This window comes from Vibrio sp. 1401 (genome assembly GCF_033340295.1).
Window position 1 is genome coordinate 14119 of sequence record NZ_JAWOWF010000009.1, and the last position, 25742, is coordinate 39860.

Consider the following 25742-nt stretch of genomic DNA (forward strand, 5'->3'; position numbering starts at 1 on the left):
TTTTATATACAGTAATAAGTTTGGAGGTGAAGTATGTTGTGGGAAACCCTTGAAAGAGTAAACCGCTTACGCCAACAAGCACTTGCAAATCCTGAGTTTGTTGAGTCAGCAAAAGAGCACGAACAAGCACTTCAGGAGCAAGAATACCATTATCAAACTAAGAAAAAGCGTTCAGCCAAAGACAAACAAGGTAAAAAGTCGCTGGCCGATATCTATAAAGAAGTAGAGTTTGGCGCTGACGCTCGTCATTAATGTATTCACTGCGGCATTTTTCATTTCTTCATACGCTGCAGTATTCGTTCAAATTTATGCGAGAGCAGTGGGAGACCGCTGCTCTCGTTGACCTGCCTATAATTTACTAATGAAGTTCAGCAGAGCAAATTATCACTAACACTTAGCAATTCTCTCAATGATCTTGTTGATGTAATGATAATGACAACGGTTTGCATTTGTATCTTTGTTGTTATATAAAACCTCCCTTATTAATCGTTCTGTTGAATAAGAACGGCAAACGTGATCAACGAATGAGAGCTCTGAATAACTGTTATTCGTAAATGGCTATTAGGTGAAGTAGGGATGTTGGAAGCTAAAGCACTCCAGTTTGAGATTGAAGGCAAGTCATTGCTAAAAGCGTTTGATGTGACATTTGAACCCGGAAAAACATACGCTCTTGTTGGACACAATGGTTCAGGAAAATCCACATTGTTAAAGTTGCTGGCACAGCAACAGCCATACACCGCTGGTGACGTGGTTCTGCATGGAACGAGCATTAACGATCTCTCAGCGAAAAAGTTTGCCCAACACATTGCCTACTTGCCTCAGCATCTTCCAGTGACCGACAGTATTTTAGGTCGAGATTTAGTCGGTTTTGGTCGTTATCCATGGCATGGTTTACTTGGACGTTTGAGTAAGAAAGATCACGACATTGTTGAAGAAGCAATGGCGATGACAGGCACACTAAAATACGCAGATCGCTTAGTGGACACGTTATCTGGAGGAGAGCGTCAACGTGTGTGGCTAGCTATGCTGTTAGCCCAAAAAACCGAGTATTTGCTTCTTGATGAGCCTTTGTCTGCGCTAGATATCAGCCATCAAGTCGATATGTTGAAGCTTATCTCTAAACTCAGTCAAGAACTGGGTTTGGGCGTTATTATCGTATTACACGATATCAACTTGGCTGCACGATTTTGCGACTACATCGTTGCATTACATCAAGGTGATTTGATTGCACAAGGCAATGTTGAACAGGTGTTTACTGAACCTAAGTTGAGGGACATATATGGGATAGAGATGATGATCTCTGACCACCCCGCGGGTTATCCGGTGGCGATGCCAAGCTAAAGGTTGGAATAATGAGCAGTACAAACACTCGACTTAAACATTTCTCTTTCGCTCTCTCACTTAGTGCGCTTTTGGTCAGTTCTTTTCAAGCACTAGCTGACGCATCACCTCGGGTGATGTCGGTTGATTGGACACAAACTGAAACGATGTTGGCTTTAGGGGTCGTACCTGTAGGCGTTGCTCAAGGGCAAGATTACGATGCTTGGGTAAAATCGCCACCGTTACCACCTCAAACTAAGGATGTAGGGTTAAGAACTCAACCCAATATAGAGCGTATTTACGAGCTCAGACCTGACCGTATTTTTATTGCCCCGTACTTCTCCTCAATGAAGCATCGCTTAGTCGATATTGCCCCCGTTACCACGATTGACTTATATGAAAGCGGGATTACGGATTGGTCGGTACTTACCAGTTTCACTCGGAGGTTTGGTGAAGAGCTGGGAAGAGAGGCGGAAGCAGAGGCGCTTATCCAACAATATGAAAAACGTTTGTCTTTATTAAAACAGCGTATAAATAAAGGCCAGCCGCCACTTCTAATGATTCAGTTTATGGATACAAAGCACGTACGTGTTTTTGGTCAAAATAGTCTTTACTCCCAGGCTATCGAAAAGATTGGGCTGAGTAATGCATGGAATGAAAAGACGAATAGCTGGGGCTTCAGCCTAGTTGGCATCGACAAGTTAGCTGGCATAAAAGCTCAAATCGTTATCGTAGAGCCATTACCTTATGGTGGAGCGGAGCAGCTCTCTCAAGACCCATTTTGGCAATATGTTGTTCAACAATCTGGTGAAAAGGTCATGCAAGTCGCGCCCGTTTGGAGTTTTGGTTCTATGCCTTCAGCCCTCCGTTTCGCAGAGTTAGTTACGGCGAGTAAGGTCGAGGAGTTAACACAATGAAAACGATGCCTTTAAGCTTTGTGGTGTTACTTTCGGCATTTACCTTTTCTATTGGTGCTTTCCAATTGTACCAAGTAAGCTCATTTTCGTTGGCTCTAAGCAGTTTATGGGAGCCTAACTTTCAATCTATCGATTCTGTTTTACTTCACTTTAGCTGGTGGCCTCGAGTCTTCACCACGATTATATCTGGTGCTGGATTAGCGGTTGCTGGGGTATTGATGCAGCAAGTGCTGCGTAACCCTCTCGCTTCACCCACGACACTTGGTGTGGCGAGCGGTTCAAGTTTTGCTTTGATGTTAGCTACGCTATTCGCACCTTGGATGTTGGATATCGCGCCTAATTTGGTTGCTCTCATCGGCGGTGTGATATCGATGGGGTTGGTGATGCTGTTGTCATGGCGACGAGCGTTATCTCCAACGGTTGTCGTCGTTTCTGGGTTAGTGATAAACCTGTACTTTGCATCATTAAGTACGGTTATTCTGATGATGAATACCGAAAAGCTGAATGGGTTAATGATATGGGGAGCCGGTTCGCTTGTTCAGAGTGGATGGGGAGATTTCTCGTATCTTGCCCCTCGAATCGCACTTGCTACGGTCGTTGCATTTGTGATTGCAAAGCCGTTAAGTCTGTTGGAACTCTCCGAGCAAGGTGCCAAGAGTTTAGGTGTCTCGCTAGCTAAGTTGCGTTTTGTCTGTCTTGGGCTTGCGGTGTTAATCACTTCTTGGGTGGTTTCTGCCGTAGGAATCATCGGTTTCATCGGGTTAGCGGCGCCAGCGATTACTCGATTGATAGGTATCAATAAAATCCAGCATAAGCTTTGGGTATCAATGCTGATTGGTGCCATGTTATTGACTTTAACCGATTTGGTTATTCAGCAACTGCCGGGGCTAATGGCGAGTTTTATACCAACGGGAGCAGCAACCGCTGCACTGGGCGCTCCGCTACTGTTATGGCTGTTACCTCGCTTATCACAAAAGACGCAGGGCCATACTCAAACAGTGTTAACTCGACATCGTGAACATGTTTACAAGCTAAACCCTAAAGCGATCTCATTGGCGTTGATCGGCACGTTAATTTCTGTTGTTCTTTTTGCCACGGTTGCTGTGCAAAATGAAGGGTGGGCAAACTTATTTGCTAGCCAAAATTGGATTTTTTTGGAGTGGCGCGCACCTAGATTATTTGCAGCAGCAATTGCGGGGGCAATGTTAGCGATTGCTGGAACCATGATTCAACGCCTAAGTGGAAACCCAATGGCAAGTCCTGAAGTGATCGGTATCAGTTCAGGGACAGCGATGGGATTGATCATCGCGATGTTTACTGGGTTTGGTTCGTCAATTTTCACTCTTTCTCTAGGCGGGCTCGTAGGCGCATTAGCGACGGTATTAGTCATTGTGCTGCTAAACCGTAAGTCAGGCTTTCAGCCGGAGCGTATTTTGTTGACTGGTATTGCGATAACCGCACTGATGAATGCAATACAGAGCTTTATTCTAGCCACTGGTGACCCAAGAAGTTATCAAGCATTGGCTTGGTTGTCTGGGTCTACCTACTATGTCTCGGTTGAAACGTTACTCCCATTGTCTTTATCTGCGCTTGTCTTTATAGGGTTGAGTTTTCTCTGCGTAAGATGGCTAGATATTCTTCCTGTCGGTGCCGCTTCCTCTAAAGCACTTGGAATTCGAGTTGATCGTTCACGCGCAATACTGCTTCTTTTAGTTGCTTGTCTCACGGTCAGTGCGACATTGGTTGTTGGCCCGATTAGCTTTGTTGGGTTGTTGGCTCCGCATTTAGCTCGCTTATTTGGTTTTAACAAAGCGTCACAACACATGTTATGCGCCGCGATACTGGGGGCAGGGGTGATGTTGTTGGCTGATTGGTTGGGACGACAGGTCCTTTACCCGCAAGAAATACCAACAGGACTTATGGCGTCTCTCATTGGCGGTTTGTATTTAATGTGGGGTTTACGCCGTTTATAGAGATGAGCTAAGCCTCAACCAAGAAAGTACTTATACAAATAAGCACTCGTAGTGGCATTCGTAACCTATGCGAGTGCTTTATGCAAAACCTCTGGTTTGTCTTTTACGGAAACAACTGGCGATGCCGTAACTCGCTTTTCTTTCAGCGGTCGCTGAAGTCATGAAGGGTTGGTTTGGCTGCCGACAAAAAGGAGAGAATATGACTCGGCAGTTTATGCTGACACCAACGTCGATGGCGGTTGTATTAGCTTTATCAACGCCAAATGTCTTGGCTCAGGAAGATGAAAATATAGTTGTGATTGGACAGCAGCAAGACAGTGCAGTTGGTCCTGATTTTAGTTATCTTGGAGCGAAGAGTCGGGCAGCGACGAAAACTGATATTGCCATCAATGAGACTCCAAGAGCGGTGTCTGTTGTTACGCGAGAGCAAATGGATGATCGTGCCTCTATTAGCATTTCTGACGCGCTACAGTACACACCAAGCATTCAAACTAACTATTTTGGCGAAGATAACAAGCAAGATTGGTTTATTATTCGTGGTTTTAAACAGGCGAACAGCGGGTTGTATCAAGATGGTACCCGTTTATATTCTTCTGGCTTCTATAGTTGGCAAATAGATCCGTTTGCGTTAGAGAGGGTTGAAGTTTTACGTGGTGCAGCGTCTGTTCTTTATGGGCAAAACCCTCCAGGTGGGGTTATCAATGTTGTCAGTAAGCGACCTCAATTTGATGGGGGTCAGGACTTGTATCTTTGGAGTACGGTTCTGAAGACCGTAAACAACTTTCTCTTGACGTAAACTCTGAGGTGAGTGAGCAGCTAGCTTTCCGCTTTCAAGGGTTAGCGAGAAAAAATGGGACGAGAATTAGTGGGGTAGAAGCAGAGCGCATTCTTCTCTCTCCATCGATGACGTACAAATTTAATGAGACGTCTGAAATTACCTTTCTAACGAGCTATCAAAAAGACGACTCAGATCCTTATCTGCAATTTTTGCCAGTTGAAGGAACGTTAACGCCAAACAAAAATGGAAAGATCAGTGATAGTTTAGCGATAGGCAACCCTAACTGGGAGACGTTTGAGCGTGAGCAGGTGTCTTTAGGCTATGAGTTTTCTCATGCATTTAATGATACCACTTCATTTGTTCAAGCAGCTCGTTACAGCGAAATGGATGTTAAGCTAAGACAAATGTATTCGTACGTTTACTCGGCTGACGTGCCTGCGTTGGGGCCGGCTTTGGACCCATCAAATGAACGCAAAACCATACTTCGGGGTGCTTCAACAGAAGATGGGTCATCTGATGCTTTTAATATCGATAATCGTTTGATGCACCAAGTAAATTGGGGAAGTGTTGAGCATAACTTGATGTTGGGCATAGATTTTCAAATGATCAGTATCGATGGTAAAGATTTTGCCAATGACCCTATAGTTGCTAATGGTAATGCATTATTAAACACACCAATGGGAGCTTTGCCCGATCCTAGGTTTAATGTATTTAATCCTACTTATTCGGATAACATAATGTTACTCGATCCGAATACGCTACAACCATTGAGCGAAACCGATAAGCAAAGAACGAAAATCGATAATCAGCAGCTCGGCGTCTACTTTCAAGATCATATGCTGATCAACGATAAATGGGCGATGTTATTGGGCGCACGTTACGACGATACAAGTAATGAAGTACATAATGTTACCACGGGTGCTCGCACGAAAGTCGATCATGGAGAGTGGACGTTTAGCGTGGGAACGGCTTATATTTCTAATTCTGGCTTCACGCCATACTTTAGTTACTCTCAGTACTTTGATCCAATTATTCAAGAAGACAGCAATGGTAAGCCAGCGAAGCCTGAAAGCGGTGATCAATTTGAAATCGGTATGAAATACCAACCGGATTCATTTGATGGTTATTTCAATATTGCAACGTATCGGGCAACAAAAGAAAACTTGGCTCGTATCTACTTGAGTGAATTAACGCAAATAGGAAAAATAGAAAATAACGGCGTTGAGTTTGAAGCTGTAGCTAATGTGACACCATCCTTAACATTGATCGGGAACATTGCGTACGTTGATGCAGAGATAAAAGAAGACATCAATAAGGCATGGGTTGGCAAAACACCTTCCCAAGTGGCGAATACCGTATCATCAGCTTGGGCACATTATCGTTTCTTTGATGGAGCTCTTGATGGCTTTGCTGTTGGCTTAGGCGCGCGCTATACAGGTGAGTCATACGGAGACAACGAAGAGAGACTAAAAGTACCAAGTTATTTCTTAATGGATGCGACGGTCAGTTATCGAATCGGCGATTACAAGCTACAAGTCGCAGCTAAAAACATCGCGGATAAAAAGTACATAGCGACATGTGATGGCTTTTGTTGGTATGGCGACCGACAAAATGTTATTGCAAGTTTAACTTACGACTGGTGAGTTAACGTATAAATAAACACCCCTCACTTTAGGGGTGTTTATTTAGAAATCGGCTTTACGGACAAAGTGCGGGTTTTTGTACTTTTTCTGCGGGCCAAAAGATGATACGACAAGTTTGTTCCATAATGTTTTGTCAAACTCACCCTTTGGAATCGAAGGGTAGAGGGTTTCCTCTTCTTCTCTTGCAAAGTTCATATATTGTTTCTTTTTAATTTGATTGTACTTTTTGGCGATCTGGTTATGTTTTCTTACCCACTCCAGCTTGTAATTGTGGAGCACTTTTTCACCATCTTCGAGACTCATTCGAGATAGGAACAGTCGCTTGTATGAGACCTTTCTGTCCAGCATTGTGCGCATAACGGTTTGGATATATTTACCGTGATGCGTAATGGTAATGTCGTTTTCATCAACAGGAGTGACACACCAGCCTTTAGGTAAAAAGTCTGGCTTCTTAAATTGCTTATTACGCTCCATTAGCGCCTGATGTAAAACTAAATCAGAGGTGCCGCGGAACGTCTTTTGCCATTTACCGATACGAATTTGAATCGAACCAGGCAAGCGATAGATGTTAGTAAACTTATCTTTGTCCATGGACTTGTGTCATGAGATTAATGTGCATAATTAGAAAGCGGAATTCAGCCCAATGCCACAGGCAGTAGACTTAAGTACCGTACGATTTTACAACGACCTTGCGTGATATAGCGAGGGGTTATGTCAATAATAGGTAAGAAATAGAAAATTAGTTCACATTATGAAGAAATTGGAAGCTAACAAGGTTAAATTTTGAAGTTACACCAATTATGCCCATGCCGACTAAATAAAAAGAAGGCACGGGCATAAAATCACACCGCTTCTTCGAGTTGCTTGGTGTCTTCTTCAATCTGTTGTAGATGTCGGTTTGCTTGCTGTAACTGATACATTTGAGCATAACGACCATTTTGCGTTAAGAGTGCTTTGTGTGTGCCTTTCTCGACTAACTCCCCATGATGAAGAACAATGATTTGGTCTGCATCTAGGATAGTTGAAAGCCGATGAGCAATAACAACGAGCGTCATGTCTTGTCTGAGTACCGCCAAGCTCTTTTGGATTAAAGCCTCTGTTCCTGAGTCAATATTTGCGGTTGCTTCATCTAATATCAATACCTTAGGTTTTACCACAAGCACACGTGCTAACGCCAAAAGCTGTTTCTGACCTGCAGATAAATTAGTTTCGCCTTGACCTAACTGCGTGTCTAGCCCGTTAGGGTAACGATGAATTTGTTCTGCCAAACCTACCTTGTCTAACGCATCCCATATTTGATTGTCATCAACCGCCCGACTGAGAGAGATGTTTTCTCTGACTGAAGCAGGGAGAATATGTGGATCTTGTTGAACCATTGCCACATCTTTGCGAAGTACGTCTTTCCCTAATGTTTTAAGTGGACGACCATCTATGAGCAGTTCACCACATTGCGTTGGATAAAAGCCCATTAACAGTGACGCTAATGTGCTTTTACCGCTTCCTGTATGCCCGACAAGCGCGATAAAGTCTTGGTGGTTGGCCTTCAACGAAATGTCTTTTAGGACGTCCTGTTTACCATCGTAGCTAAATGTGAGATCTCTAAGTTCGATAGCACCTGACCTTAATGGTTGATGATTGTCCCCGTAAGTTTGTTCTTTCGCGTCAATTAATTCAAAAACACGTTCGCTTGATACTAACGCTTGCTGAAGTAGAGCAAGTTGCTGAGTCATCTCAATTAGTGGTTCAATAACTCGCGCAAGATAACTGATAAATGCATACAGTACCCCCACACCAATCAACTCAATACCATTAAAACCAAAGATCGCAACCAAGCAAAGCAACGCAAGACCAGCGAGTAAGTCCATTAATGGTCTTAGCAGATAGCCGTTTAGCCGAATCACTCGTTTAGATGCCACCAGATGCTCTGCGGTTAGCTCGTTGAACTGTTTATTAAAACGCTCTTCTTGTTGCATTAATTGGATGACACTCATCCCTTGAATGGATTCACTCAGATTCGCATTTATATCGGTCAATAGGTCACGCATCTTTCGGTAGCTTTCTGTACTTAGCTGCTTAAACAAGTACATAAAGCCGATGACGATCGGCAGCAATACAAGCACAACGAGTGTGAGCTTCCAACTCATGAAAAACATAACGCCAAGCATTACGACAATCATGACCACGTTTTTCACCACGGTCGCGATCAAAAGCTCATAAAATTGCTGTAAAGATTCCGTATCGTTGGTGATTCGCGACACCAATTTTCCAGCAGGAGTGTAATCAAACGCAGATAACGGCTGCTTAATCACGCCAGAAAATACTTGCTTACGAATCGCTTTGATCGTGTTAGCCGCGACAATGCTAAATTGCAATGACTGAAAATACTGGAATGTTGCCGATACGATCTGAAGAGCGATATAACCTACTGCTAGCGAAATCAGAACATTTTGTGAATAGTCACCTTTAGCGATGTGCTCATCAATGAAATATTGAATCAACCAAGGGCCGCCGGCGCTAGCTAACGCTGCAATAAACAGCAAGGCGAGTCCTTTAATCATTGGCTTTGGTTGAGATAATGGGTAAGACATTAACCGTTTAAACGTGCTGGTCTGGTTCATTCATTATTCCTCCATCGCCTGTTCTAGTTTTTGGTACTCGAACATTTCGGCGTACCATCCCTGATGCGCTAATAAAGCGCTATGTTGCCCACGTTCAGTAATGTGGCCGTGATTCAAGACAATGATCTCGTCTGCTGCTTCCAATGCGGTGAGGCGGTGTGCAATAACGATTAGGGCTTGATCACGGTAGTGTGTTTCCAAATTCTTAAGGATTTGATGTTCGGTCCGTCCATCAACAGCGGAAAGTGCATCGTCCAAAACCAACACTTGGGCATTCAGCAGCATAGCGCGTGCTATCGCAATACGTTGTTTTTGCCCGCCGGAGAGTGTAATGCCTTTTTCACCAACTTCTGTTTGGTAGCCTTCAGGAAACTTCTCAATATCGTCATGTATACAGGCTAACTTTGCTGCTCTATAGACTTCTTCTTTCTCTGCATTAGGGTTGCCTAAGGCAATATTGTCGAAGATAGATTTGGAGAATAGAAACGGACTTTGGTTAACGACAGCAAAGCGGTTTCGCCACTGTGGAAGTAGGGCATCCTTGATCTCGACATCACCGAATTTAATTGAGCCGTTTTCTAAATCATGTTGACGCAAAAGTAGTGTTAACAGGGTCGATTTTCCGCTTCCTACAGGCCCTGCAACTCCCAACATTTTTCCGGGTTCAAGTTCGATGTTTACTTCCGTCAAAGCGGGCGGTAAATCACTAGACCAGTGGAAATCGTCGATATCAATTTTTAACGGAAGTGGTTTATTTTCTATTGGCTTATTACCACTGATAATTTCTGGCTTTTCATCAAAGATCTCTTGTAGTCGGTTCCATGCAGCTGAGCCTCTTTCTAAAATGTTAAATAGGAATGCGAATGCCAGCATCGGCCATATCATCAACCCTAAATACATCGTAAATGCGGTCAGATCACCAAGCGTGATCTCACCTTTATCAACAAGGTAAGCACCAGCAGCGACACTAAGAAGGAAAGAAAGACCGATGGTTAACTGAATTGCCGGGTCAAATCTAGCATCGACTCTTGCGACAGCGATGTTCTTTTCGCCAGTATCATCCACAACCTCTTCAAAACGTTGCTGCTCTTGGTTTTCTAATCCGAAAGCACGCAGCATTCGCACGCCATTAAGTGACTCTTGTGTCATGTCTGACATGGTAGAAAAGGCTTCCTGAGCGACACGAAAGCGTTGATGTAGGATACGCACAATAAAGAAGATGATGATGGCAAGAAATGGCATTGGAAGAAGCGCCATTACGGTGAGCTTCCAGCTTACTTGCGTTACCATAATGATTAAAACCGCAATACCAGTGATCAAAGAGTCTGCGGCGGTTAAAACCCCTTCGCCGGCTGTCATAACGATATTACGCACATCATTAGTGCCACGAGCCATCAGATCCCCCGTCTTGTAACGTTCAAAAAAACGAGGTGGCTGTGTCGATAAATGCCTATATAGACGGTTACGTAGAATGGTCCCGAGCTCCCAGCTTGCGCCGAAAAGCCAAATTCGCCATAAGATGCGACACCCATAAATAGTAAAGATCAGTACAGTTAACCCTGAGAGCCATAGAATCAGCGTATTTGTATCTAAAGTGTTGTCTACGACGCCATCAACTATGATGCCAACTGCTTTGGGCGGAACAAGCTGTAGTGCTGATATCACAGCGAAAAGCAGAATGGATCCGACATAGTGCCTCCACTTTTGTTGGAAATACCAACGTAGCTGCCAGAATATTCTCATTACGCCTCCCGCTTTAAATTATTGAATTTGTTATAGAACTATTATTGAGCGAAATGATGAGTTTACAAGCACAACTTATAGGCGGGTTTAAAAACGATAGATTGTTTCAATTATAGCCATGTGTCGGCGCAAATTACTGGGTTTATCTCTATGAGCTCATTGTGCGACGACATTATGTGAAATAGTTGTTAATGATGGTTTTGGAGCCATTACCTTGCAATAACGATGAAGACACCAAAAGTAAAAGTGTTACTGCCACTCTCTATGGGAATTAGCAATCGTCAGTTTGTATTTTGTATTTCACTTGGCCACCAGGAGTTTCTGGGTAGTAAACTTCGACATAACACATATGTTCTGGACCAACAGGCTTGTTTGCAAAACCAATAAGGAAGTAGGGCTCGTCTGGGCTGTCTACCCCATACCAAGTGTTGATAGTGAGTTGCGGATCAAAGCCTGCTAGCTCTTTTGCTGGAATAACATTTTTGATAAATCCAAAGTAACCAATTAGGTCGTTATGGCCGTCATTATCTAGATCAATGTTATATTGTATGCCGCCATCTACTGTCTCTTGAGATTGAATCACTGCTTTGGTGTAGACAAAGTTGTTGGCTGTCATGAGTGCTTCTCTGGCTCCATATAGAACCGACACCCTGGCATCTTTTTGTAAGCCAAGAAATTTAGGAAATGCAACGACGCTTACAATACCAAGAATGATGATGCACACAATGAGTTCAATAAGAGTAAATCCTTGAGAGCGACGCACAGCCTTTCTCCATGTTTTAGAAACGAATAGGCGGCTATTCTGATATAGAAACTTTCAGGTCAAGTATTAAAAAAGAATGATAGTAAGAGATCGGGATTGCAAATCTCAAATATAAAACAAGTTGCTTATTTTTGAGGTAGGGAGTGATTTTGAGAAAAACCAAGGAATGAACTCGAGAGGACAAAATCCTCCCGAGTAAAGCGACTATGATTCGTGTGTCAGAGCACTGCTGTTACGTTTAAAAATGAATCGCCAAATAAATAAGACAATTGCGATGTAACCTAATCCTACACCAAGAGCTTGCCAGTGCATGCCGTTGTACATTGCAATTGGCATCAAAGAGATGATGAAGATGTCAGTGATTGAGCCTGGGACATAAGCGATGGCGTAATCATCAAGTACCTTGCTACGCATCTTTGGATCGACAATACGCAGTAGGGCAATACCCATTGCAACCGTACCCGTCAGCCAACCCCAAGAGAAGATGCCTTTTTCAAACCAATCGTCTCCCATGATGCGTGGAGCCACCCAAAAGATTAACCAAAGTGTGAAACATACGCCGCCAAGAGCTAGTACTACCATAGGCATTAAGTATTGGGCCAAGACGGTAATCTTGATTGCAGAGATACCGAAGATAATCAAATAGTCGGTGCTGACGCCCGCTGCATGTTTGAACGCGCCATCACAAAGGTAACGTGACGCTTTGGTCTGCTTTGCGATAATTCGAACCAACATACCGCCAAGGAACCCGGTTACAAACGTTGGGATCTGCACCTTATCGTGGAACGAAGATAAATAGTTAGCAGCAACATAGGAGAACGCCGTTACTACAACCACCAATGCGGCGTGAATCGCAAAAGAATCAACCGACAGGGAAGACATAGTGTCTTTCATTACCGGTTCTTGATCATCAGGTTTAACAAGGCCTTTGCGTTCGTGTTCGTCCATGCTGTCGAATGTCGTAAAGCTACGAATCCAACCCATCTTCAATGCGAATTGCAGCATGAGCATGCCGACAGAAATCGAAATGAAGATACCCACGGTTGCGAAGGTTAAACCTAGTGTAAAGCCATCTTCCCAACCAAGCCCCGTGAATATTTCGCCAACAACAGAAGCTGAACCGTGACCGCCCATAAAGCCTGCAGACATTGTTACGCCAAAGGCTGGATTAATCTCTGGCCAGAAGAAGGTAGTGATCGCGAGACCAAACATTGCTGCAAATAACCACTGTGAAACAGAAGCGATTTGGTTGAATGCCCACAATGAGCCAGCGCGCTGTGCGACGGTTTTAGGTGATGGAACATCCGTTGCCAGACCTAACGCAGAAAAAAGTGCAGCAGTTAATAGGCTTGCGTTAGCGGTAAACGTATCGGTCCAAGGCAGTACGTCTAACAGGGCTGGTCCAAAAATTAGACCGAATAATCCTGCGAGAACCGCCGATGGAATGTACATACGCTGTAGTAATGGCGCGTGAACGCGAATGACTTTTGCCAAAATCAATAGTAAGCCAGCGATGGCTAAGTCAGTCAGCATTAGACCTTTAGGCATCTTATCCTCCAGTAAATGCAGTCAAGGGGTAGCGTCCTTGTGACCTACCTTGAATAAAAATCTCTCTCAAGCCAAAAAGCCACATACGTGACTAAAAGCGTTGAGAAATCAATGTCGTTTTCATAAGCAAAGGAATGTGCTTATGCAATTTGAAATGAGTGTAAATGTTGTGATTGCACACGAACAGGAAGAGAAATTAGATTAAATTTCTCGATATTTTTTGATAGTTCACTCAGGAAAGGCGGCAATCCTAGTCACTTTGTCAGAGCAATGCAATTGGTGTGAATCAATAAATTATGCCTAGTTAATGGGTGTCTCTGACTAACAACATGAAAAATAAAGACAATTAACAAGCAATAATATTTGTCATATCGACAATAAAAGTTAATTAAATGGTTAAATTGTCGCCGATTTATGGGGTGACGTTATGGATTCACATGAGAAAGAATAAAATCGACCAAGGTACGGTTTTTAAGGGAAAGCTGTTTTGAACGGTAAAGCAGGTGGATCGATTTTGGCTTGGGAGCATGTTGCTGGAGAATTTCTACCAAGGCACCAGATTGGATTTCCTGTTCAACTAAGATTTTTGGTTGCAGAAGAAGACCAGAGCCTTTTAACGCGGCAAACTTAAGTACATCGCCATTATTAGACGTTAATCGGGTGTTGCTGTTTCCAAAGGTATTAGATGGCATGTTCACCACTTGTTGGCTTTCTCCTTGGTGATACTGAAACCCCAAACAATGATGATGTTCAAGGTCATCAAGCGATTGGATAGGGGCATGTTGCTCAAGGTAAGAGGGTGAGGCGCAGTAAGTCATGTGGTATTCACCCAATTTTCTCGCGACTAACGACGAATCGACCAATTCACCGATTCGAATAATCACGTCAGCTTCGCTTCGATATGGGTCAATCAAATTGTTATCCAACATCAGCTCAACGTTCAAATCGGGAAATTCAGCTAAGAAGTCAGCCACGATAGGAGCAATGACCTTTTTGCCATACGTGACAGGGCAGTTAACTTTTACTGTTCCGGTTGGACGGTTGATCAGCGTCTGGATCAGGTTTTCTGCGTTGGTGATGTCTTCAATAATGCGGTGGCACTCTTGGTAGTAGAGTCTACCGGCTTCGGTCAGGGACTGTTTGCGCGTGGTGCGATGAATCAGCTGTGTACCTAAGCTTTGCTCAAGAAAGCTCACGTGCTTGCCAACCATGGTCGGTGAAATATCAAAGTGGTGTGCTGCATTACGAAAGCTGCCGTGTTCGACCACGTAAGCGAAAACTTTCATGCTTGTTAATTTATCCATTGCACACCCAGAGTTGATAAAGAAATAACTAAAGCAGAGTTTATCAATCAAATGAGGTTAATTACAGTGGGCGTATGATTAAGAATGGAGAAAGAGAGCCATCATGAGCGAGACGATTTTTGTTACCGCCGAACTGAAAATGAATGCCGATAAGCCAAGACAACAAGTGGTTGAAGCCATTGAACAATTTTGCCTTGATATGCAAAGCGAAGCGGGGTGCTTGCAAGCGAATGCGACCTACGATTCTAAAGATCCACAACGTGTGATTCTTTGGGAGCGATATGAAAACCGCGCCGCGATTGAAGCGCATTTTGCTATGCCGCATACACAAGCGTTTATTGCGGCTGAAATGGCGGAGTTAGTTCAAGCATTCGAAACCCAAGCTCAATAGGAGACGTGAACATGAAATGGGGTATTTTAGGCACAAGCTTTATCTCAGGTGTCATGGCTGAGGCAATCCAAGGCGATGACAAGAGTGAACTGTACGCGGTTGCTGGGCGTTCGGAGCAGAACTTAAAGACATTCGCTGAGCAATATGGCATCGAGAATACGTTCAACGATTACGATGCGTTGATTGCCGATGAGCAAGTCGACATTATTTACATCGCATTGCCAAATCACCTTCATCATGACTTTATCGTTAAAGCGGCAGAGCAGGGGAAAGCGATCCTGTGTGAAAAGTCACTCTCGGTAGATATTGAAAAAACCGAGTTGGCACTAAAAGCAGTCGAAAAGCACAAGGTATTCTTTGCTGAAGGCTTAATGTATTTACATCACCCGTTGATCAGCGAGTTGGTTTCGGTGCTTAAATCGGGAGAGATTGGTGAACTTCGCTCGATGCATACTTCTTACATTGCATCGATTGCGCAGTTTGTGAATCCAGACAGTAAAGGTGCTTTGTATAACTTAGGTTGTTACCCAATGTCATTGGTGCATTTGGTGGTGAAAACCATGTTGGGTGAACAAACCTTTGAGAATCGTTCAATGACGGCGATCGGTCGACGAGGTAACGATGGGAATATCTGTGAATCGAGTTTGATGATGCAATTCGGTGAGCAACAAACGGCGAGCGTACACACTGCCGAAGATCACGGATTGAAACACCAATTCACTATTCTGGGTAGCAAAGGCTGTATCACATTAGATTCAAACCCATGGCTACCAACGCAAGATAACCAGTTTAGTGTGGAAATTTACGAGACGTCGAAGCGTGAAGTGTCTGTTCCCGCGGCAGGGGATGCTTTCTTCTATCAAGTGCGCAATATTCGCCAAGCGGTTGAAGAGGGGCGTACCTCGCTAGAAAACCCTTGTGCAACATGGGACGATTCTCACCGTATTATGCAGCTACTGACGGAGTGGGAATCACTGGCTTCCAAGTAAGTGTGTACATTAACCAATGAACATAAAAACGGCGCACTAAATCCAATGATCAGTGCGCCGTTTGTATTTTGGGTTCAGTCTGGATTAAATGCGATTATCACCGGTGCTGAACGCAATGATTTGGCTGATCTCAGACAGGCTTCTGCCACTTTCTTGCTGCCATTGAACAAACGCTTTGTTGGTGGCATCGAGCGACTTTTTAGTGTCTTTGCCACCTTCAATGATCTTGCAATTACGCAGGTAAGCTTCAACGTCGCTAGACAAGATGAAGGTGTCTACGCCCATTTGACGCAGAGTGTAAGGGCCTGTATTTCCGCCTAGGCGATTACCGCGTTTCTTCAAATACGCCCACAGGTCGGTGATTTTCTCTTGCGGCCAATCGGCAACCATTTTGCCAAACGAGCCATATTCGATTTTTGCTTCGTGGATCATACGAGCGTTGGCTGGAATCGACATGACTTTAGTGAGGTGGCGAATGATGCGTTTATCTGTTGCTTTGGTTTCCCATTGCTCGTCTGACAGCATCAACAGCGGCTCAATCTTAAATCCGAAGAACACTTCTTCGAAGTTTGGCCACTTGTTGCGAACCACGCTCCACGAAATCCCACTTTGGAATACTTTCATCGAAAAAGCGGCCAGCCAACGGTCGTCGGGAATCGCTGCCAGCTCTTCTTTGCTTAGTGGATGAGACAAAAGCGCTTCAAGTTGATCTTCACCACCTTTACGCTCGGCAGCGCGCTGATAAATCGCGTCAAATTTTTCGATACTCATAAAAGAAGTTAGTCCTAGTTTATGTCGATATTTGCGAAACATACTACGCTTAAGTGGCTGAATCGTAAATTGATGGAGTGTCACAAATGAAGAAGGTCACATTAACGTTTGTCGGAGAAGGTTCGGATCGTATTGCGGAAAAATTCTATGCGTGGATGACGGACGGTGGGTTAGAAGACAGCATGATTGAGAATTTATCTGACCGTGAAATCTCAGTGGTCGGCATCAGTGATATGGATAATGAAACGCGTGATGTGGTGATCAATACGGAAATGAACTAACGAGTCGTCTTTCGTCAGCTATTAGAATCATATAAAACAAAGCCCTTCACGAGAAGGGCTTTGTTGCGTTTATAAGTTTGGGAGCTTAGTTATTTACCAGCGTCAGACCGCTTGGTAGTGCATCACCGAAGATACGCTTCGATTCGCTCTCAGATAACTCTTTGACTTCTTCAACCAGTGATATCCAAGATTCAGGCACCTTGCTTTGCTTCAACTTAGCCAGCACTTGCTCACGGTAGTCGTCTGAGATATCGAATAGGCGGTCGCCCGTCTTACGACAAATCATTACGGCTGCGAAAGCGATCATTGGCTCTTTCTGCCAGTTCTGCTCTAACAGCTTAGGCAACCACTGTTCCGCTTGTTCACGAGGAACGACGTTATGCTGACTGCCATACAAAGGCGTACGTGATGCCAAGCGCCCCATTGCCCACCAGTGTGCTTGCTCGAACTGGTTATGGTTGATGGCTTTGCTCAAGAACCACGTTGCCAATAGAACTTTGTCTTCGACTTCTAGATGCTCCAGAGAGGCTGACAAACGTACCATCGACTCGTAACCCATATCTTGTGCCGCTTTGGCTGATTGCGGGTTTTTCATCGCGCCAGGGTGCAGATATTTCGCGATGTCCGCCAAGATAGTCTCTTGCTGCTCTTGGCTCAAGCCACCTGCGATACGACGCCAGAATACCCACCAGTCGGTCCAACCTTGATGGTTCTTAAACTGAATGTTTTGCTGGTAGAGACCCCAAACTTGTTCAATGCGCCATGAGTCGGTTGGATCGCCAAAGCCTGGACGCAGTGCAAAGCCAGCCAAACGAAGCCAGTTTTTCTCGTGTTGTTCAGAACGACGGCGACGCTTACGACCTTGTGCAAAGGTATCAAAAAGTTGACGTAGGGTAGTGAAATCCCACTCGTCACGTTTGCCCAGTTTCTTCTCAAGATCTTTGGCTAAGGTTTTGATCTCTTTGCTTTCTGCGCTTTTCTTGTTACCGCTGTAAAGGCGAGCGATTAGCTCCTTACATTCGTTCAGTTTAGGGTGAAGTCTAACTTGCTCGCTGTCATCAGTTTGCTTGTTACGAACTTCGAACTCCAGCTCCCAACGTTTACTGTCATCTTCTGCGCTGACACATTCCATCTTTAGCGTACCGACTTCAGTCAACTGACATGCTAGTTGTACTTCTACACGCTCTTTCTGGTTGGCTTGCAGTTCGGCACCTTCACCTTCAAGGGTGGTGATATAAGGCGGCAAAGGAGCAAACAAGTCGGGGTCAACGTCAACCATGACGCCGTTTTGAATAGCGGTGTTATTGGTTAAGGTGTCGTGGGTAGAAGTCAGCAGGTTAAAGCGAACAGGTTCACCTAGAGTAAGCGAGAAACGACGACCACTTAAGCGGATCTCGTGACCTTCTTCTGTACCTTTTGCAAGCAAACAGAGCGCTTTGCCCATCTTGTTCTTCTCTTGAAGGTGCAAGAAGTAAGAACGCGCTGCACCACCACCAATTTTTAGCTGTGCCCCACGACGTGCTTTACCAAACGCAACAGCACCTAGTGCAACAGACCAATCTGGATGTGGGTTATCTAATACCGTAACCGGAGCGCCGCGCCAATCGGACAGTAGGGTAGTGACACGCTCAGTCACAAGTTCACTATTGAACACACCACCGTTGAGTAGCAAACCGACTGGAATGGCATTTTGTTTATCGTCTTCAATGCCAAGAGCGGCACGAGCAACTTGTTGGTGCTGAGTTAAGAACTCGGCAACGTGTTTGCTCACTGCTGGGTCAGCAACGTATGGAAGACCAAACTCGACAACGGCGCTGCGGCGTTTGTCTGGTACTTCACTGAAATCAGAAATCGGGAAGAAGCCATCCAAAGCGATTTGGTGCACTTCTTGTTTGCTCAGCCCAATACTCTTTGTTCCGCCAAGAAGTTTCGAGCCGCTGCCCAGCATGGTGATTTTTACTTCTTCAGGTGCACTCGCTGAAAGTAGGTTTTCTTTCGCCTTGCGAGTTTGCTGAATCAGCTTAGTCAGGCTTGCTGCAGTGAGCTTCTTACTTTGGTTGAAGCGGCTCTCTGCAAGGTGCGCTAATGCTAAGTCGAGGTTATCACCACCAAGCATCAAGTGCTCGCCAACACCAATACGATCAAGGGCTAGTTCATCTTGAGAAGAGAAACTTGCTTCAATCAAGCTCAAGTCGGTAGTACCACCGCCCACATCACAAACCAGAATCAGCGGTAATTCTTTAAGTTCATCAGCTGCGGTTTGCTGGTGGCGTGCGTACCAGTCGTAACATACGGCTTGTGGCTCTTCGAGCAGTACGATTTTCTTTAAACCTGCCAGCTGTGCGGCTTCAAGCGTGAGCTTACGAGCGGTTTCATCGAACGAAGCTGGAACGGTCACAACCACATCTTGGTCTTCTAACTTATTGCTAGGATGACGGTAGTTCCATGCTTGACGAATATGGTTGAGGTAGCTTGCGCTGGCAATGACGGGAGAAACTTTATCTACGTCTTGCGCACCAGCCCAAGGAAGAATGTCTGAGCTACGATCCACTGCTTGGTGCGATAGCCAGCTTTTTGCACTGGATACCTGACGTCCTTCCACCTTTGCGCCTAATTCACGAGCCCATTCACCCACGATCACATTACTAATGTCGCCAGATACAGGTTCGTTTTCCCAAGGAAGTGTTAGGTCAGAAGGGGAGATTTGACCAACTGCAGGGTGATAGCGGAAAGAGGGCAGCAATGGTTTACGAACCACTTCACCCGGACCAATCAATTGGTCGATGTCGAATAGGGATACTTCGGATTGTTCAAGGTTGTCGGTGATTTCACAATACGCCACCACAGTGTTTGTGGTGCCAAGGTCAATACCAACAAGAAAACGAGGAGATGCCATACAAACCTTCGTGTATTTAAAAACGGCACCCGATTGGATGCCGTTTGATTTCTATTTATTCTTCTTCGTTTGAGTTGCTTTTCGCGTCTTCGCGCACATCGAACTCAACATGCCATTTTTGACCGTTATCAGCGGCAATGGCTTCTAAGTAAAGCGTACCAAGTTCTGTGACGCGAGAGGATAGGGTTACAGGAACCACTTCACCTTCACGACGACCTTCAGATACAGGCAGCGTTACTTGAATTTCTGGTAGCTCTTCGAGCTCTTCTGGTGCCCAGTAGTCTAGGTGAGTACCTGCTAGGTCATCACGACGAACCGTTGAGCCGAAGAATTGGAAGTTAACCGGCTGACCGATGATCAAACCAAACTCTTGGCTTGGTACGTCAACGCTGGAACCTTCTTCCATACCAAATGGTGCAACACAAAGTGCTTCCATTGGAGGCGCCATGCCCGGAATCGCTGGCATCGCACTTTCGATACCCACGTAGTACGCTGAAGCAATACCACCACGGATACGAACGCCTTGTCCACGACGCACAGAGCCGTAGTAAGCCGCACCGCTAGCAACCGCAAGGTCTAGATCCACACCTGTTAGGCGTTTTGCCATTTCAGCATCTGCTTCAATTAACCATTCGTTGATCGTGTCTTCTAGACGAGTTGCTAGAAGCTTCGATTTCAGAACACCACCGTTGAATAGGATTGCCGTTGGCTTGATGAAGTCAGCCGATTGCGCTGCATCCGCACCTGGCATACCAGGCATGTTAGCGAATGGGTTGAAATCTTGAGCTGCTGCTTCTGCGCCATTTCCTGAAGCAGAAAGAGCATTGGCTTGCTTAGACAAGAACGCTGCAATGTGACGAGTAATACCCGCATCTTGTGCGTAAGGCAGACCCATTTGCGTTAGTGCACCACGGTTACGTTGAACAGGGTGGTCCGTAATCGTAACTTGAGGGAAGAAGCCGTCAACCAGTGTTTGTTGTACTTCTTCTTGAGTCAGTTCTGTTTTCAGCGTTGCGCCAAGCAGCTTAGAACCGCGGCTTGGTACCACGATTGGCACTGACTGAAGTTCGCTGTCGTTCAAGAGCGCTTCTTTCGCGTCACGACATGCGTGTGTCATTGCCTGAACTTGCCATGGTTGTAGCTCTTTGCCTTCTTGCGCTAGCTTCATCTTCAAGCGGTACGCAAGTGCAAGATCCATGTTGTCACCGCCAAGTAGGATGTGTTCACCTACCGCGATACGGTTCAGAGTTAGGTTGCCGTCGTCTTCAGTTACTTCAACCAAAGAAAGGTCGGTTGTACCACCACCGATATCGACCACAAGTACGATGTCGCCAACTTCAACTTCGTCGCGCCATTTGTCGTTGCTGTTATCAATCCAGTTGTAAAGCGCAGCTTGTGGCTCTTCTAGAAGCGTTAGGTGCACAAAACCAACGTTGCGTGCAGCTTCTGCAGTTAGATCGCGAGCAGCAGGATCAAAAGAAGCAGGAACCGTAATAGTCACGTCTTGATCGGCAAGATTGTGATTTGGATTGGTGTGATTCCAAGCGTCTTTTAGATGCTCTAGGTAAAGCTCTGTCGCACGAAGAGGGGATACTTTTTCCACTTCTTCTGGGCTACCCGCTGGTAGGAATGCATCACGACGGTTTACACCAGCGTGGCAAAGCCAAGATTTCGCACTTGCAACAAGGCGAATCGGTGTTTTTGAACCTAGGTTACGTGCAATTGCACCAACTAGAGCTTTTGGCTCGCTCGACCACGGAAGAACGCGTGATTGCGGGTTCATTTCGTGCTCGTGCGGCTGGTAAAGGAAAGAGCCTAATTGGTTGCGAGTCTCTACCGTACCCGGTGCAGTCAACTGCGGGATTGGCATCACTTCAACGCGAGCGTCTTCGTTGTGTGTATCAACAAAAGACATGACACAGTGTGTTGTACCTAAGTCGATACCAACACTGAATTTAGGTGTCTGTTGAGTTTCAACAGACGCTTCTTGAGAATGGTTTTCTTGGTTCATGTGTTCCATTACAGCTCAACCTCAGCTGGAGCGATCACAGAAGCATCGTAGTTCTCTGCAAGTTTAGGCAACGTCATTGATGTTGCTTTCCAGCCTTTGTGAACTAGCGTGCCGTTGAATGGCGCGCTGCCTGTTACGTTGCCAGTTAGGCGGATTTCTTGTGGGTTGAAGCCTTCTTCAACCGTAATGCGAGTTTCTTCGTCTTCGTTACGAACATGCGCTAGCGTCACGTAGTCGTTCAGTACTTTCTGACCGCCAGTGTGGATTACGCGAGCGGCTGCGCCTACTTCTTCATCAGAGAATGACGTTAGGTCTTCTTTTAGGAAGTCAATCAGGCGAGCTTCTTGTTGCATGATAGAAAGCAGCTGCATTGCAGAGTCCGTTGACGCGGTTGCAAGTTTTGATTCAACTTCCACCACTTTTTCAACGACTTTCTCTACTTCCACTACTTTTTCTACTTCAACGATCTTCTCAACTGGTTTCTCAACCTCGACGATTTTCTCGACTGGTTTTTCTACCACTTTCTCGACCACTTTTGATTTGCGCGACACTGCAACTAGAAGAAGCAAAACGCTCGATGCGGTTAGGCCAGCGTGAAGCATATCGAACGTTTGAGGAATTAGGTTCAAATCAATGTTCATGACGTTTTTTCTCTTTCTATTGATTTATTGGTGCTCAGTATTGGCTCATATTTGTTCACTAAAACGATCGTCTTTGCGATCTTGCACCAAGTTTAGACATTAAAATGATGACGGATGGTAGCATATTCAAGGCTTAAGGCTGTAATAATTCGTGACTATACCGTACGAACAGCGTGAAAAATCGACGATCAGACTCCCCAATATAGGTTGTTGCTTGATGTTTGTGCATTGCTAACGCAGTATTTCAATAGATCCCGAAGTTTAACTTACGGAAGTATCAAAAATTACGATATGACACAAAGCACCGCTCATAAGAGCTTTATAAAACGACATTCAGACTCTATTTTAGCTTTTTTGGCGACTTTATGTGTCACTGCTGGTGTAGTTGGTGCTGCTTATACAATGCAGCAACGGTATACACAGACTACGTTTGATACTTTAGCCGACCGACAAGCAGAATCACTTAAAGCAAACGTCGAGAATGATCTAAAGTTCATTGGTGCGGGCGCAAACTTTTTCCATTCGATTGAGCGAAGCTATTGGCCATCGTTTCCGATGTATGCGGAACAAGTGATTAACAGCTCGCGAAGTCTCATTGGACTTCAATGGATGCAAAAGGTCGAATTCGAAGATCTTGATGAACATATTTTAAAGACCCGTCAAAAATTTCCAAACTTCCAACCGTTTACCGTTCCTAAAGATGGTCCCAAAACCTACGGGTACATTTTTGAACACAATGAGCCAATTTTCATCGCGTCGGATATCTACCCAAGAACACCGGAAAACCTTTCTCTATTGGGTTTCTATTTTTCGCGCAAACGCTTCGATTTAATCTTGGATGACATTTCCGAAAATGGGCGAGCGAATGTCTCGGATAAAGTTCGCTTACTGCAAGATGGTTATGACAAGTCCATACCTAAGACTGGGTTGCTGGTGTTCCATCCAGTGTTCGACTTCGAGAACAAATATTTATTAGGAGTAGTGACCGGTGTTATTCGAAGTACGGTTTACTTTGAGGATTTGATTACGAAAACCGCGACGGAGCTCGATATGTCGGTGCGCGTAGAAGACTTGGGATTCGACGCAGCAGATGACCCTGTTCTCTTTCAAAGTGCTAGCTGGGATAACATTCGAGGAACCGTTATAAGCCGAACCATTCAACTGCCTAACCGTGAATGGCGTATTGACTTTAAACTTTCTGACGCAGTCTCAGCTTGGGAGCGTTCTATTTTAGCGGGCACGACGCTAGCCGGATTGGTAATCGCCTTTTTGATCAGTTGGATTGTAAATTTACAGTCTCGAGAAAAAGAGCGCTTAGCGGTCATGTTGGAGCTCAAAACCGTTGAATTAAAAAGAATGGCAGAGCGAGACCCTCTAACTCAACTACTGAATCGCCGAGCATTCAACGATCACTTGCTTAATCAGATAAACAAAGGTGTTAACTTCGCCTTGGTTGGTTTTGATATCGACCACTTCAAAGTGATTAATGACAAACACGGCCATTTAGGTGGAGATGAAGCGTTGCAACATGTCACTAAGCTGGTCAGTGCTAATTTAAAACCGGGAGATAAGTTTTACCGCGCTGGTGGTGACGAGTTTTGTATTATTTCTAAAGTCATTGATAGAGCGGTGCTAGAAGCTTACCTAGAAAAGTTACGGAGTGTTGTGGCAAGTACGGCTTTTGATTATGGTGATGCGTCAATCATCTGTACGTTGAGTATCGGTGCGGTTATCCATAAAGAAGAAGATCCTGAGAGCTTGTATCACAAAATGGACAGTCAACTCTATTTGAGTAAAAAAAACGGCCGTAATAATGTGTCGATCGGCGATTAAATGGGCGCACAAATTCGAGTTTTACGCCGTGTTACGATAGAATCGCACGCTTTAAATTTTTATGTTAGGAACCAAGGCAAACTATGAACCATAACCGTATTGTATGCTTCGATTTAGAAATGTGTTGCTGGAACGAAAATGGCGTCGGCAGCACGGGTGAAATTATCGAAGTGGGGTTAGCTGAAATAGATTTGTCTAAAGGTGAGATAGTCAAGCGTGCTCAATACTACGTGAAACCAGAACACGATGAAGTGTCTCTGTTTTGCGCTGAGTTAACGGGCATCACACCACGTAAGATTGAAAAACAAGGACGCCCACTAGAAGAAGTGCTTAAATCCATGGTTAAGAACTTCGGTGGTCGCAACAAAATCTTTGCATCTTGGGGGCGAGATGACCTCATTCTTCTAGAAGAGTGTAAGCACAAAGGTATTGAAGCACCGTTCACAGAGTTCATCAACTTAGCGACACTCTACCGTATTCAAAATCGTCTTAAAGATAAACGTATAGGCCATCGAGCCGCTCAAGAAGCAAAAGGAATAGACTGGGAAGGGCGTCAACACTCTGGCTATGTAGATGCATACAACTTAGCTAAGCTTGCTTTGACCATGTTTTAGTTATTCGAACCTAGCTAGCTTGTAATTAAATAATCATCCAACCATTGTTGTTTTGTCATGCAGTCTGTTTAGTGTGGAAAGAGCTAAACACATACCTTGACCAGTATTTTAATAACAATGTCGTTGGCTTATTGAAAAACGCACAGAGTGCGCGTTTTTTTATGGCTACAGAAGCGATATCTGTTGTCATTCTAGGGGTAGCTTAGAGTTAGCCAGCGACTTATATACTCATCTCGTCACTTTACTGAGACTGTAACTTCGCTCGAATGAACTCGCTGTGATCAACATAGAGTAGCTCTGCTGTTTTACGGATCACCGCGTCTTCTAGCGGGTCAATTTCGCCGTCTGCGTAAGCGACTTCCCACATGCTTTTGATTAAGTTGTAACGAGTTTCTTGAGTCAGTTCTCTTAGTTGAGAGGTAAAGTCGTACAGCGAAGCGGAATCTTTTATTTTCTGTTGCGCTTGCTCTAACAAAGTATTTGATTCTTCTTCATTTAACGAAAGCAGTTTCATCAATAAAGAGCGCTTTGTTTCTTGTTCTCTATCATCGACACTATGGTCTGCGCCAGAAACTTCACAAAGCAAACACGCGATAGCCATGTTAGGGGAAAGTGTGTTGGTTTGGCTTAAATCAGAGCCATCAATGAGTTGTTTAAATAATGATGTGAGAGAATTAAACATAATGAACACCGAGCTATTGTTTATTT

Annotated in this window: 20 protein-coding genes and 1 pseudogene; 10 read left to right on the forward strand and 11 right to left on the reverse strand. The window is 44.7% G+C overall.

Features of this window, described 5'->3' with window-relative positions; all coding sequences use genetic code 11:
• Positions 1-33 precede the first annotated feature (33 nt).
• The 5 genes and pseudogenes from R7Z77_RS07075 to R7Z77_RS07095 all read left to right on the forward strand — a co-directional run bounded on the left by R7Z77_RS07075 (position 34) and on the right by R7Z77_RS07095 (position 6631).
• A complete protein-coding gene (locus tag R7Z77_RS07075; protein WP_005377723.1) occupies positions 34-252 on the forward strand; it encodes a hypothetical protein in 219 nt (72 codons plus the stop codon).
• 324 nt (positions 253-576) lie between these two features.
• Complete coding sequence (locus R7Z77_RS07080; protein WP_005377721.1) at positions 577-1341, forward strand: ABC transporter ATP-binding protein; 765 nt, start codon at positions 577-579, stop codon at positions 1339-1341.
• A gap of 11 nt (positions 1342-1352) precedes the next feature.
• Complete coding sequence (locus R7Z77_RS07085; RefSeq protein WP_005377718.1) at positions 1353-2237, forward strand: iron-siderophore ABC transporter substrate-binding protein; 885 nt, start codon at positions 1353-1355, stop codon at positions 2235-2237.
• Positions 2234-4210, forward strand: a complete 1977-nt coding sequence (gene fhuB / locus R7Z77_RS07090; protein ID WP_005377716.1) for a Fe(3+)-hydroxamate ABC transporter permease FhuB — start codon at positions 2234-2236, stop codon at positions 4208-4210. Before R7Z77_RS07085 ends, fhuB begins: the two co-directional genes overlap by 4 nt.
• 199 nt (positions 4211-4409) lie before the next feature.
• Positions 4410-6631: pseudogene (locus R7Z77_RS07095) on the forward strand (TonB-dependent siderophore receptor).
• A gap of 42 nt (positions 6632-6673) precedes the next feature.
• Here R7Z77_RS07095 and R7Z77_RS07100 read toward each other — a convergent pair.
• The 6 genes from R7Z77_RS07100 to R7Z77_RS07125 form a co-directional block, all read right to left on the reverse strand.
• Positions 6674-7222 carry a hypothetical protein gene (locus R7Z77_RS07100; protein ID WP_017820633.1) on the reverse strand — a complete coding sequence of 183 codons (549 nt, stop codon included), beginning with the start codon at positions 7220-7222 and terminating at the stop codon, positions 6674-6676.
• A gap of 251 nt (positions 7223-7473) precedes the next feature.
• Positions 7474-9249, reverse strand: coding sequence for an ABC transporter transmembrane domain-containing protein (locus R7Z77_RS07105; protein ID WP_213967686.1), 1776 nt, complete (start codon positions 9247-9249; stop codon positions 7474-7476).
• A gap of 3 nt (positions 9250-9252) precedes the next feature.
• A complete protein-coding gene (locus R7Z77_RS07110; protein ID WP_065274505.1) occupies positions 9253-10992 on the reverse strand; it encodes an ABC transporter transmembrane domain-containing protein in 1740 nt (579 codons plus the stop codon).
• A 271-nt stretch (positions 10993-11263) separates the two neighbouring features.
• Positions 11264-11755, reverse strand: coding sequence for a prepilin-type N-terminal cleavage/methylation domain-containing protein (locus tag R7Z77_RS07115; RefSeq protein WP_104979150.1), 492 nt, complete (start codon positions 11753-11755; stop codon positions 11264-11266).
• A 204-nt stretch (positions 11756-11959) separates the two neighbouring features.
• Positions 11960-13303 carry a sodium/glutamate symporter gene (locus tag R7Z77_RS07120; RefSeq protein WP_213967688.1) on the reverse strand — a complete coding sequence of 448 codons (1344 nt, stop codon included), beginning with the start codon at positions 13301-13303 and terminating at the stop codon, positions 11960-11962.
• 425 nt (positions 13304-13728) lie between these two features.
• Positions 13729-14607, reverse strand: a complete 879-nt coding sequence (locus R7Z77_RS07125) for a LysR family transcriptional regulator (protein ID WP_213967689.1) — start codon at positions 14605-14607, stop codon at positions 13729-13731.
• 103 nt (positions 14608-14710) lie between these two features.
• On the opposite strand from R7Z77_RS07125, the gene R7Z77_RS07130 reads away from it, so the two are divergent.
• Both R7Z77_RS07130 and R7Z77_RS07135 read left to right on the forward strand, forming a co-directional pair.
• Positions 14711-14998 (forward strand): putative quinol monooxygenase, encoded by a 288-nt coding sequence (locus R7Z77_RS07130; RefSeq protein ID WP_005389066.1) that lies wholly within the window; start codon positions 14711-14713, stop codon positions 14996-14998.
• 11 nt (positions 14999-15009) lie between these two features.
• Positions 15010-15987: a Gfo/Idh/MocA family protein gene (locus R7Z77_RS07135; protein WP_213967690.1), complete on the forward strand. Its 978-nt coding sequence runs from the start codon at positions 15010-15012 to the stop codon at positions 15985-15987.
• 84 nt (positions 15988-16071) lie between these two features.
• On the opposite strand, the gene R7Z77_RS07140 is transcribed toward R7Z77_RS07135, so the two are convergent.
• Entirely contained in the window at positions 16072-16758 is a 687-nt protein-coding gene (locus R7Z77_RS07140) for a DNA-3-methyladenine glycosylase I (RefSeq protein WP_005377694.1), read from the reverse strand.
• Between the two features lie 86 nt (positions 16759-16844).
• Here R7Z77_RS07140 and R7Z77_RS07145 point away from each other — a divergent pair, with 86 nt between their 5' ends.
• Positions 16845-17039 (forward strand): hypothetical protein, encoded by a 195-nt coding sequence (locus R7Z77_RS07145; RefSeq protein WP_005377692.1) that lies wholly within the window; start codon positions 16845-16847, stop codon positions 17037-17039.
• An 85-nt stretch (positions 17040-17124) separates the two neighbouring features.
• Here R7Z77_RS07145 and R7Z77_RS07150 read toward each other — a convergent pair whose 3' ends face one another.
• Genes R7Z77_RS07150 through R7Z77_RS07160 form a run of 3 tightly spaced genes read right to left on the reverse strand, consistent with a single transcriptional unit; the run spans position 17125 to position 22587 of the window.
• The gene (locus R7Z77_RS07150) at positions 17125-19935 is read right to left on the reverse strand and encodes an Hsp70 family protein (RefSeq protein ID WP_213967691.1); all 2811 of its coding nucleotides are present in this window, start codon (positions 19933-19935) and stop codon (positions 17125-17127) included.
• Positions 19936-19990: 55 nt separating this feature from the next.
• Positions 19991-21955 carry an Hsp70 family protein gene (locus R7Z77_RS07155; RefSeq protein WP_213967692.1) on the reverse strand — a complete coding sequence of 655 codons (1965 nt, stop codon included), beginning with the start codon at positions 21953-21955 and terminating at the stop codon, positions 19991-19993.
• Positions 21955-22587: a DUF2760 domain-containing protein gene (locus R7Z77_RS07160; protein ID WP_005389474.1), complete on the reverse strand. Its 633-nt coding sequence runs from the start codon at positions 22585-22587 to the stop codon at positions 21955-21957. Before R7Z77_RS07160 ends, R7Z77_RS07155 begins: the two co-directional genes overlap by 1 nt.
• Positions 22588-22878: 291 nt before the next feature.
• On the opposite strand from R7Z77_RS07160, the gene R7Z77_RS07165 reads away from it, so the two are divergent.
• Both R7Z77_RS07165 and R7Z77_RS07170 read left to right on the forward strand, forming a co-directional pair.
• Complete coding sequence (locus tag R7Z77_RS07165; protein ID WP_005377686.1) at positions 22879-24420, forward strand: sensor domain-containing diguanylate cyclase; 1542 nt, start codon at positions 22879-22881, stop codon at positions 24418-24420.
• Between the two features lie 83 nt (positions 24421-24503).
• Positions 24504-25034, forward strand: a complete 531-nt coding sequence (locus tag R7Z77_RS07170) for a 3'-5' exonuclease (protein ID WP_161445747.1) — start codon at positions 24504-24506, stop codon at positions 25032-25034.
• A gap of 241 nt (positions 25035-25275) precedes the next feature.
• On the opposite strand, the gene R7Z77_RS07175 is transcribed toward R7Z77_RS07170, so the two are convergent.
• Positions 25276-25716 carry a TerB family tellurite resistance protein gene (locus R7Z77_RS07175; RefSeq protein ID WP_017820644.1) on the reverse strand — a complete coding sequence of 147 codons (441 nt, stop codon included), beginning with the start codon at positions 25714-25716 and terminating at the stop codon, positions 25276-25278.
• Positions 25717-25742 lie beyond the last annotated feature (26 nt).

What these genes read in the sequence shown, in the direction of transcription:
- R7Z77_RS07175 (WP_017820644.1), bottom strand. Translation starts at nt 25,716, where the DNA reads ATGTTTAATTCTCTCACATCATTATTTAAACAACTCATTGATGGCTCT.
- R7Z77_RS07100 (WP_017820633.1), bottom strand. Translation starts at nt 7,222, where the DNA reads ATGGACAAAGATAAGTTTACTAACATCTATCGCTTGCCTGGTTCGATT.
- R7Z77_RS07120 (WP_213967688.1), bottom strand. Translation starts at nt 13,303, where the DNA reads ATGCCTAAAGGTCTAATGCTGACTGACTTAGCCATCGCTGGCTTACTA.
- R7Z77_RS07080 (WP_005377721.1), top strand. Translation starts at nt 577, where the DNA reads ATGTTGGAAGCTAAAGCACTCCAGTTTGAGATTGAAGGCAAGTCATTG.
- R7Z77_RS07125 (WP_213967689.1), bottom strand. Translation starts at nt 14,607, where the DNA reads ATGGATAAATTAACAAGCATGAAAGTTTTCGCTTACGTGGTCGAACAC.
- R7Z77_RS07140 (WP_005377694.1), bottom strand. Translation starts at nt 16,758, where the DNA reads ATGAGTATCGAAAAATTTGACGCGATTTATCAGCGCGCTGCCGAGCGT.
- R7Z77_RS07170 (WP_161445747.1), top strand. Translation starts at nt 24,504, where the DNA reads ATGAACCATAACCGTATTGTATGCTTCGATTTAGAAATGTGTTGCTGG.
- R7Z77_RS07135 (WP_213967690.1), top strand. Translation starts at nt 15,010, where the DNA reads ATGAAATGGGGTATTTTAGGCACAAGCTTTATCTCAGGTGTCATGGCT.
- R7Z77_RS07075 (WP_005377723.1), top strand. Translation starts at nt 34, where the DNA reads ATGTTGTGGGAAACCCTTGAAAGAGTAAACCGCTTACGCCAACAAGCA.
- R7Z77_RS07145 (WP_005377692.1), top strand. Translation starts at nt 16,845, where the DNA reads ATGAAGAAGGTCACATTAACGTTTGTCGGAGAAGGTTCGGATCGTATT.
- R7Z77_RS07110 (WP_065274505.1), bottom strand. Translation starts at nt 10,992, where the DNA reads ATGAGAATATTCTGGCAGCTACGTTGGTATTTCCAACAAAAGTGGAGG.
- R7Z77_RS07085 (WP_005377718.1), top strand. Translation starts at nt 1,353, where the DNA reads ATGAGCAGTACAAACACTCGACTTAAACATTTCTCTTTCGCTCTCTCA.
- R7Z77_RS07105 (WP_213967686.1), bottom strand. Translation starts at nt 9,249, where the DNA reads ATGAACCAGACCAGCACGTTTAAACGGTTAATGTCTTACCCATTATCT.
- fhuB (WP_005377716.1), top strand. Translation starts at nt 2,234, where the DNA reads ATGAAAACGATGCCTTTAAGCTTTGTGGTGTTACTTTCGGCATTTACC.
- R7Z77_RS07160 (WP_005389474.1), bottom strand. Translation starts at nt 22,587, where the DNA reads ATGAACATTGATTTGAACCTAATTCCTCAAACGTTCGATATGCTTCAC.
- R7Z77_RS07155 (WP_213967692.1), bottom strand. Translation starts at nt 21,955, where the DNA reads ATGGAACACATGAACCAAGAAAACCATTCTCAAGAAGCGTCTGTTGAA.
- R7Z77_RS07165 (WP_005377686.1), top strand. Translation starts at nt 22,879, where the DNA reads ATGACACAAAGCACCGCTCATAAGAGCTTTATAAAACGACATTCAGAC.
- R7Z77_RS07130 (WP_005389066.1), top strand. Translation starts at nt 14,711, where the DNA reads ATGAGCGAGACGATTTTTGTTACCGCCGAACTGAAAATGAATGCCGAT.
- R7Z77_RS07150 (WP_213967691.1), bottom strand. Translation starts at nt 19,935, where the DNA reads ATGGCATCTCCTCGTTTTCTTGTTGGTATTGACCTTGGCACCACAAAC.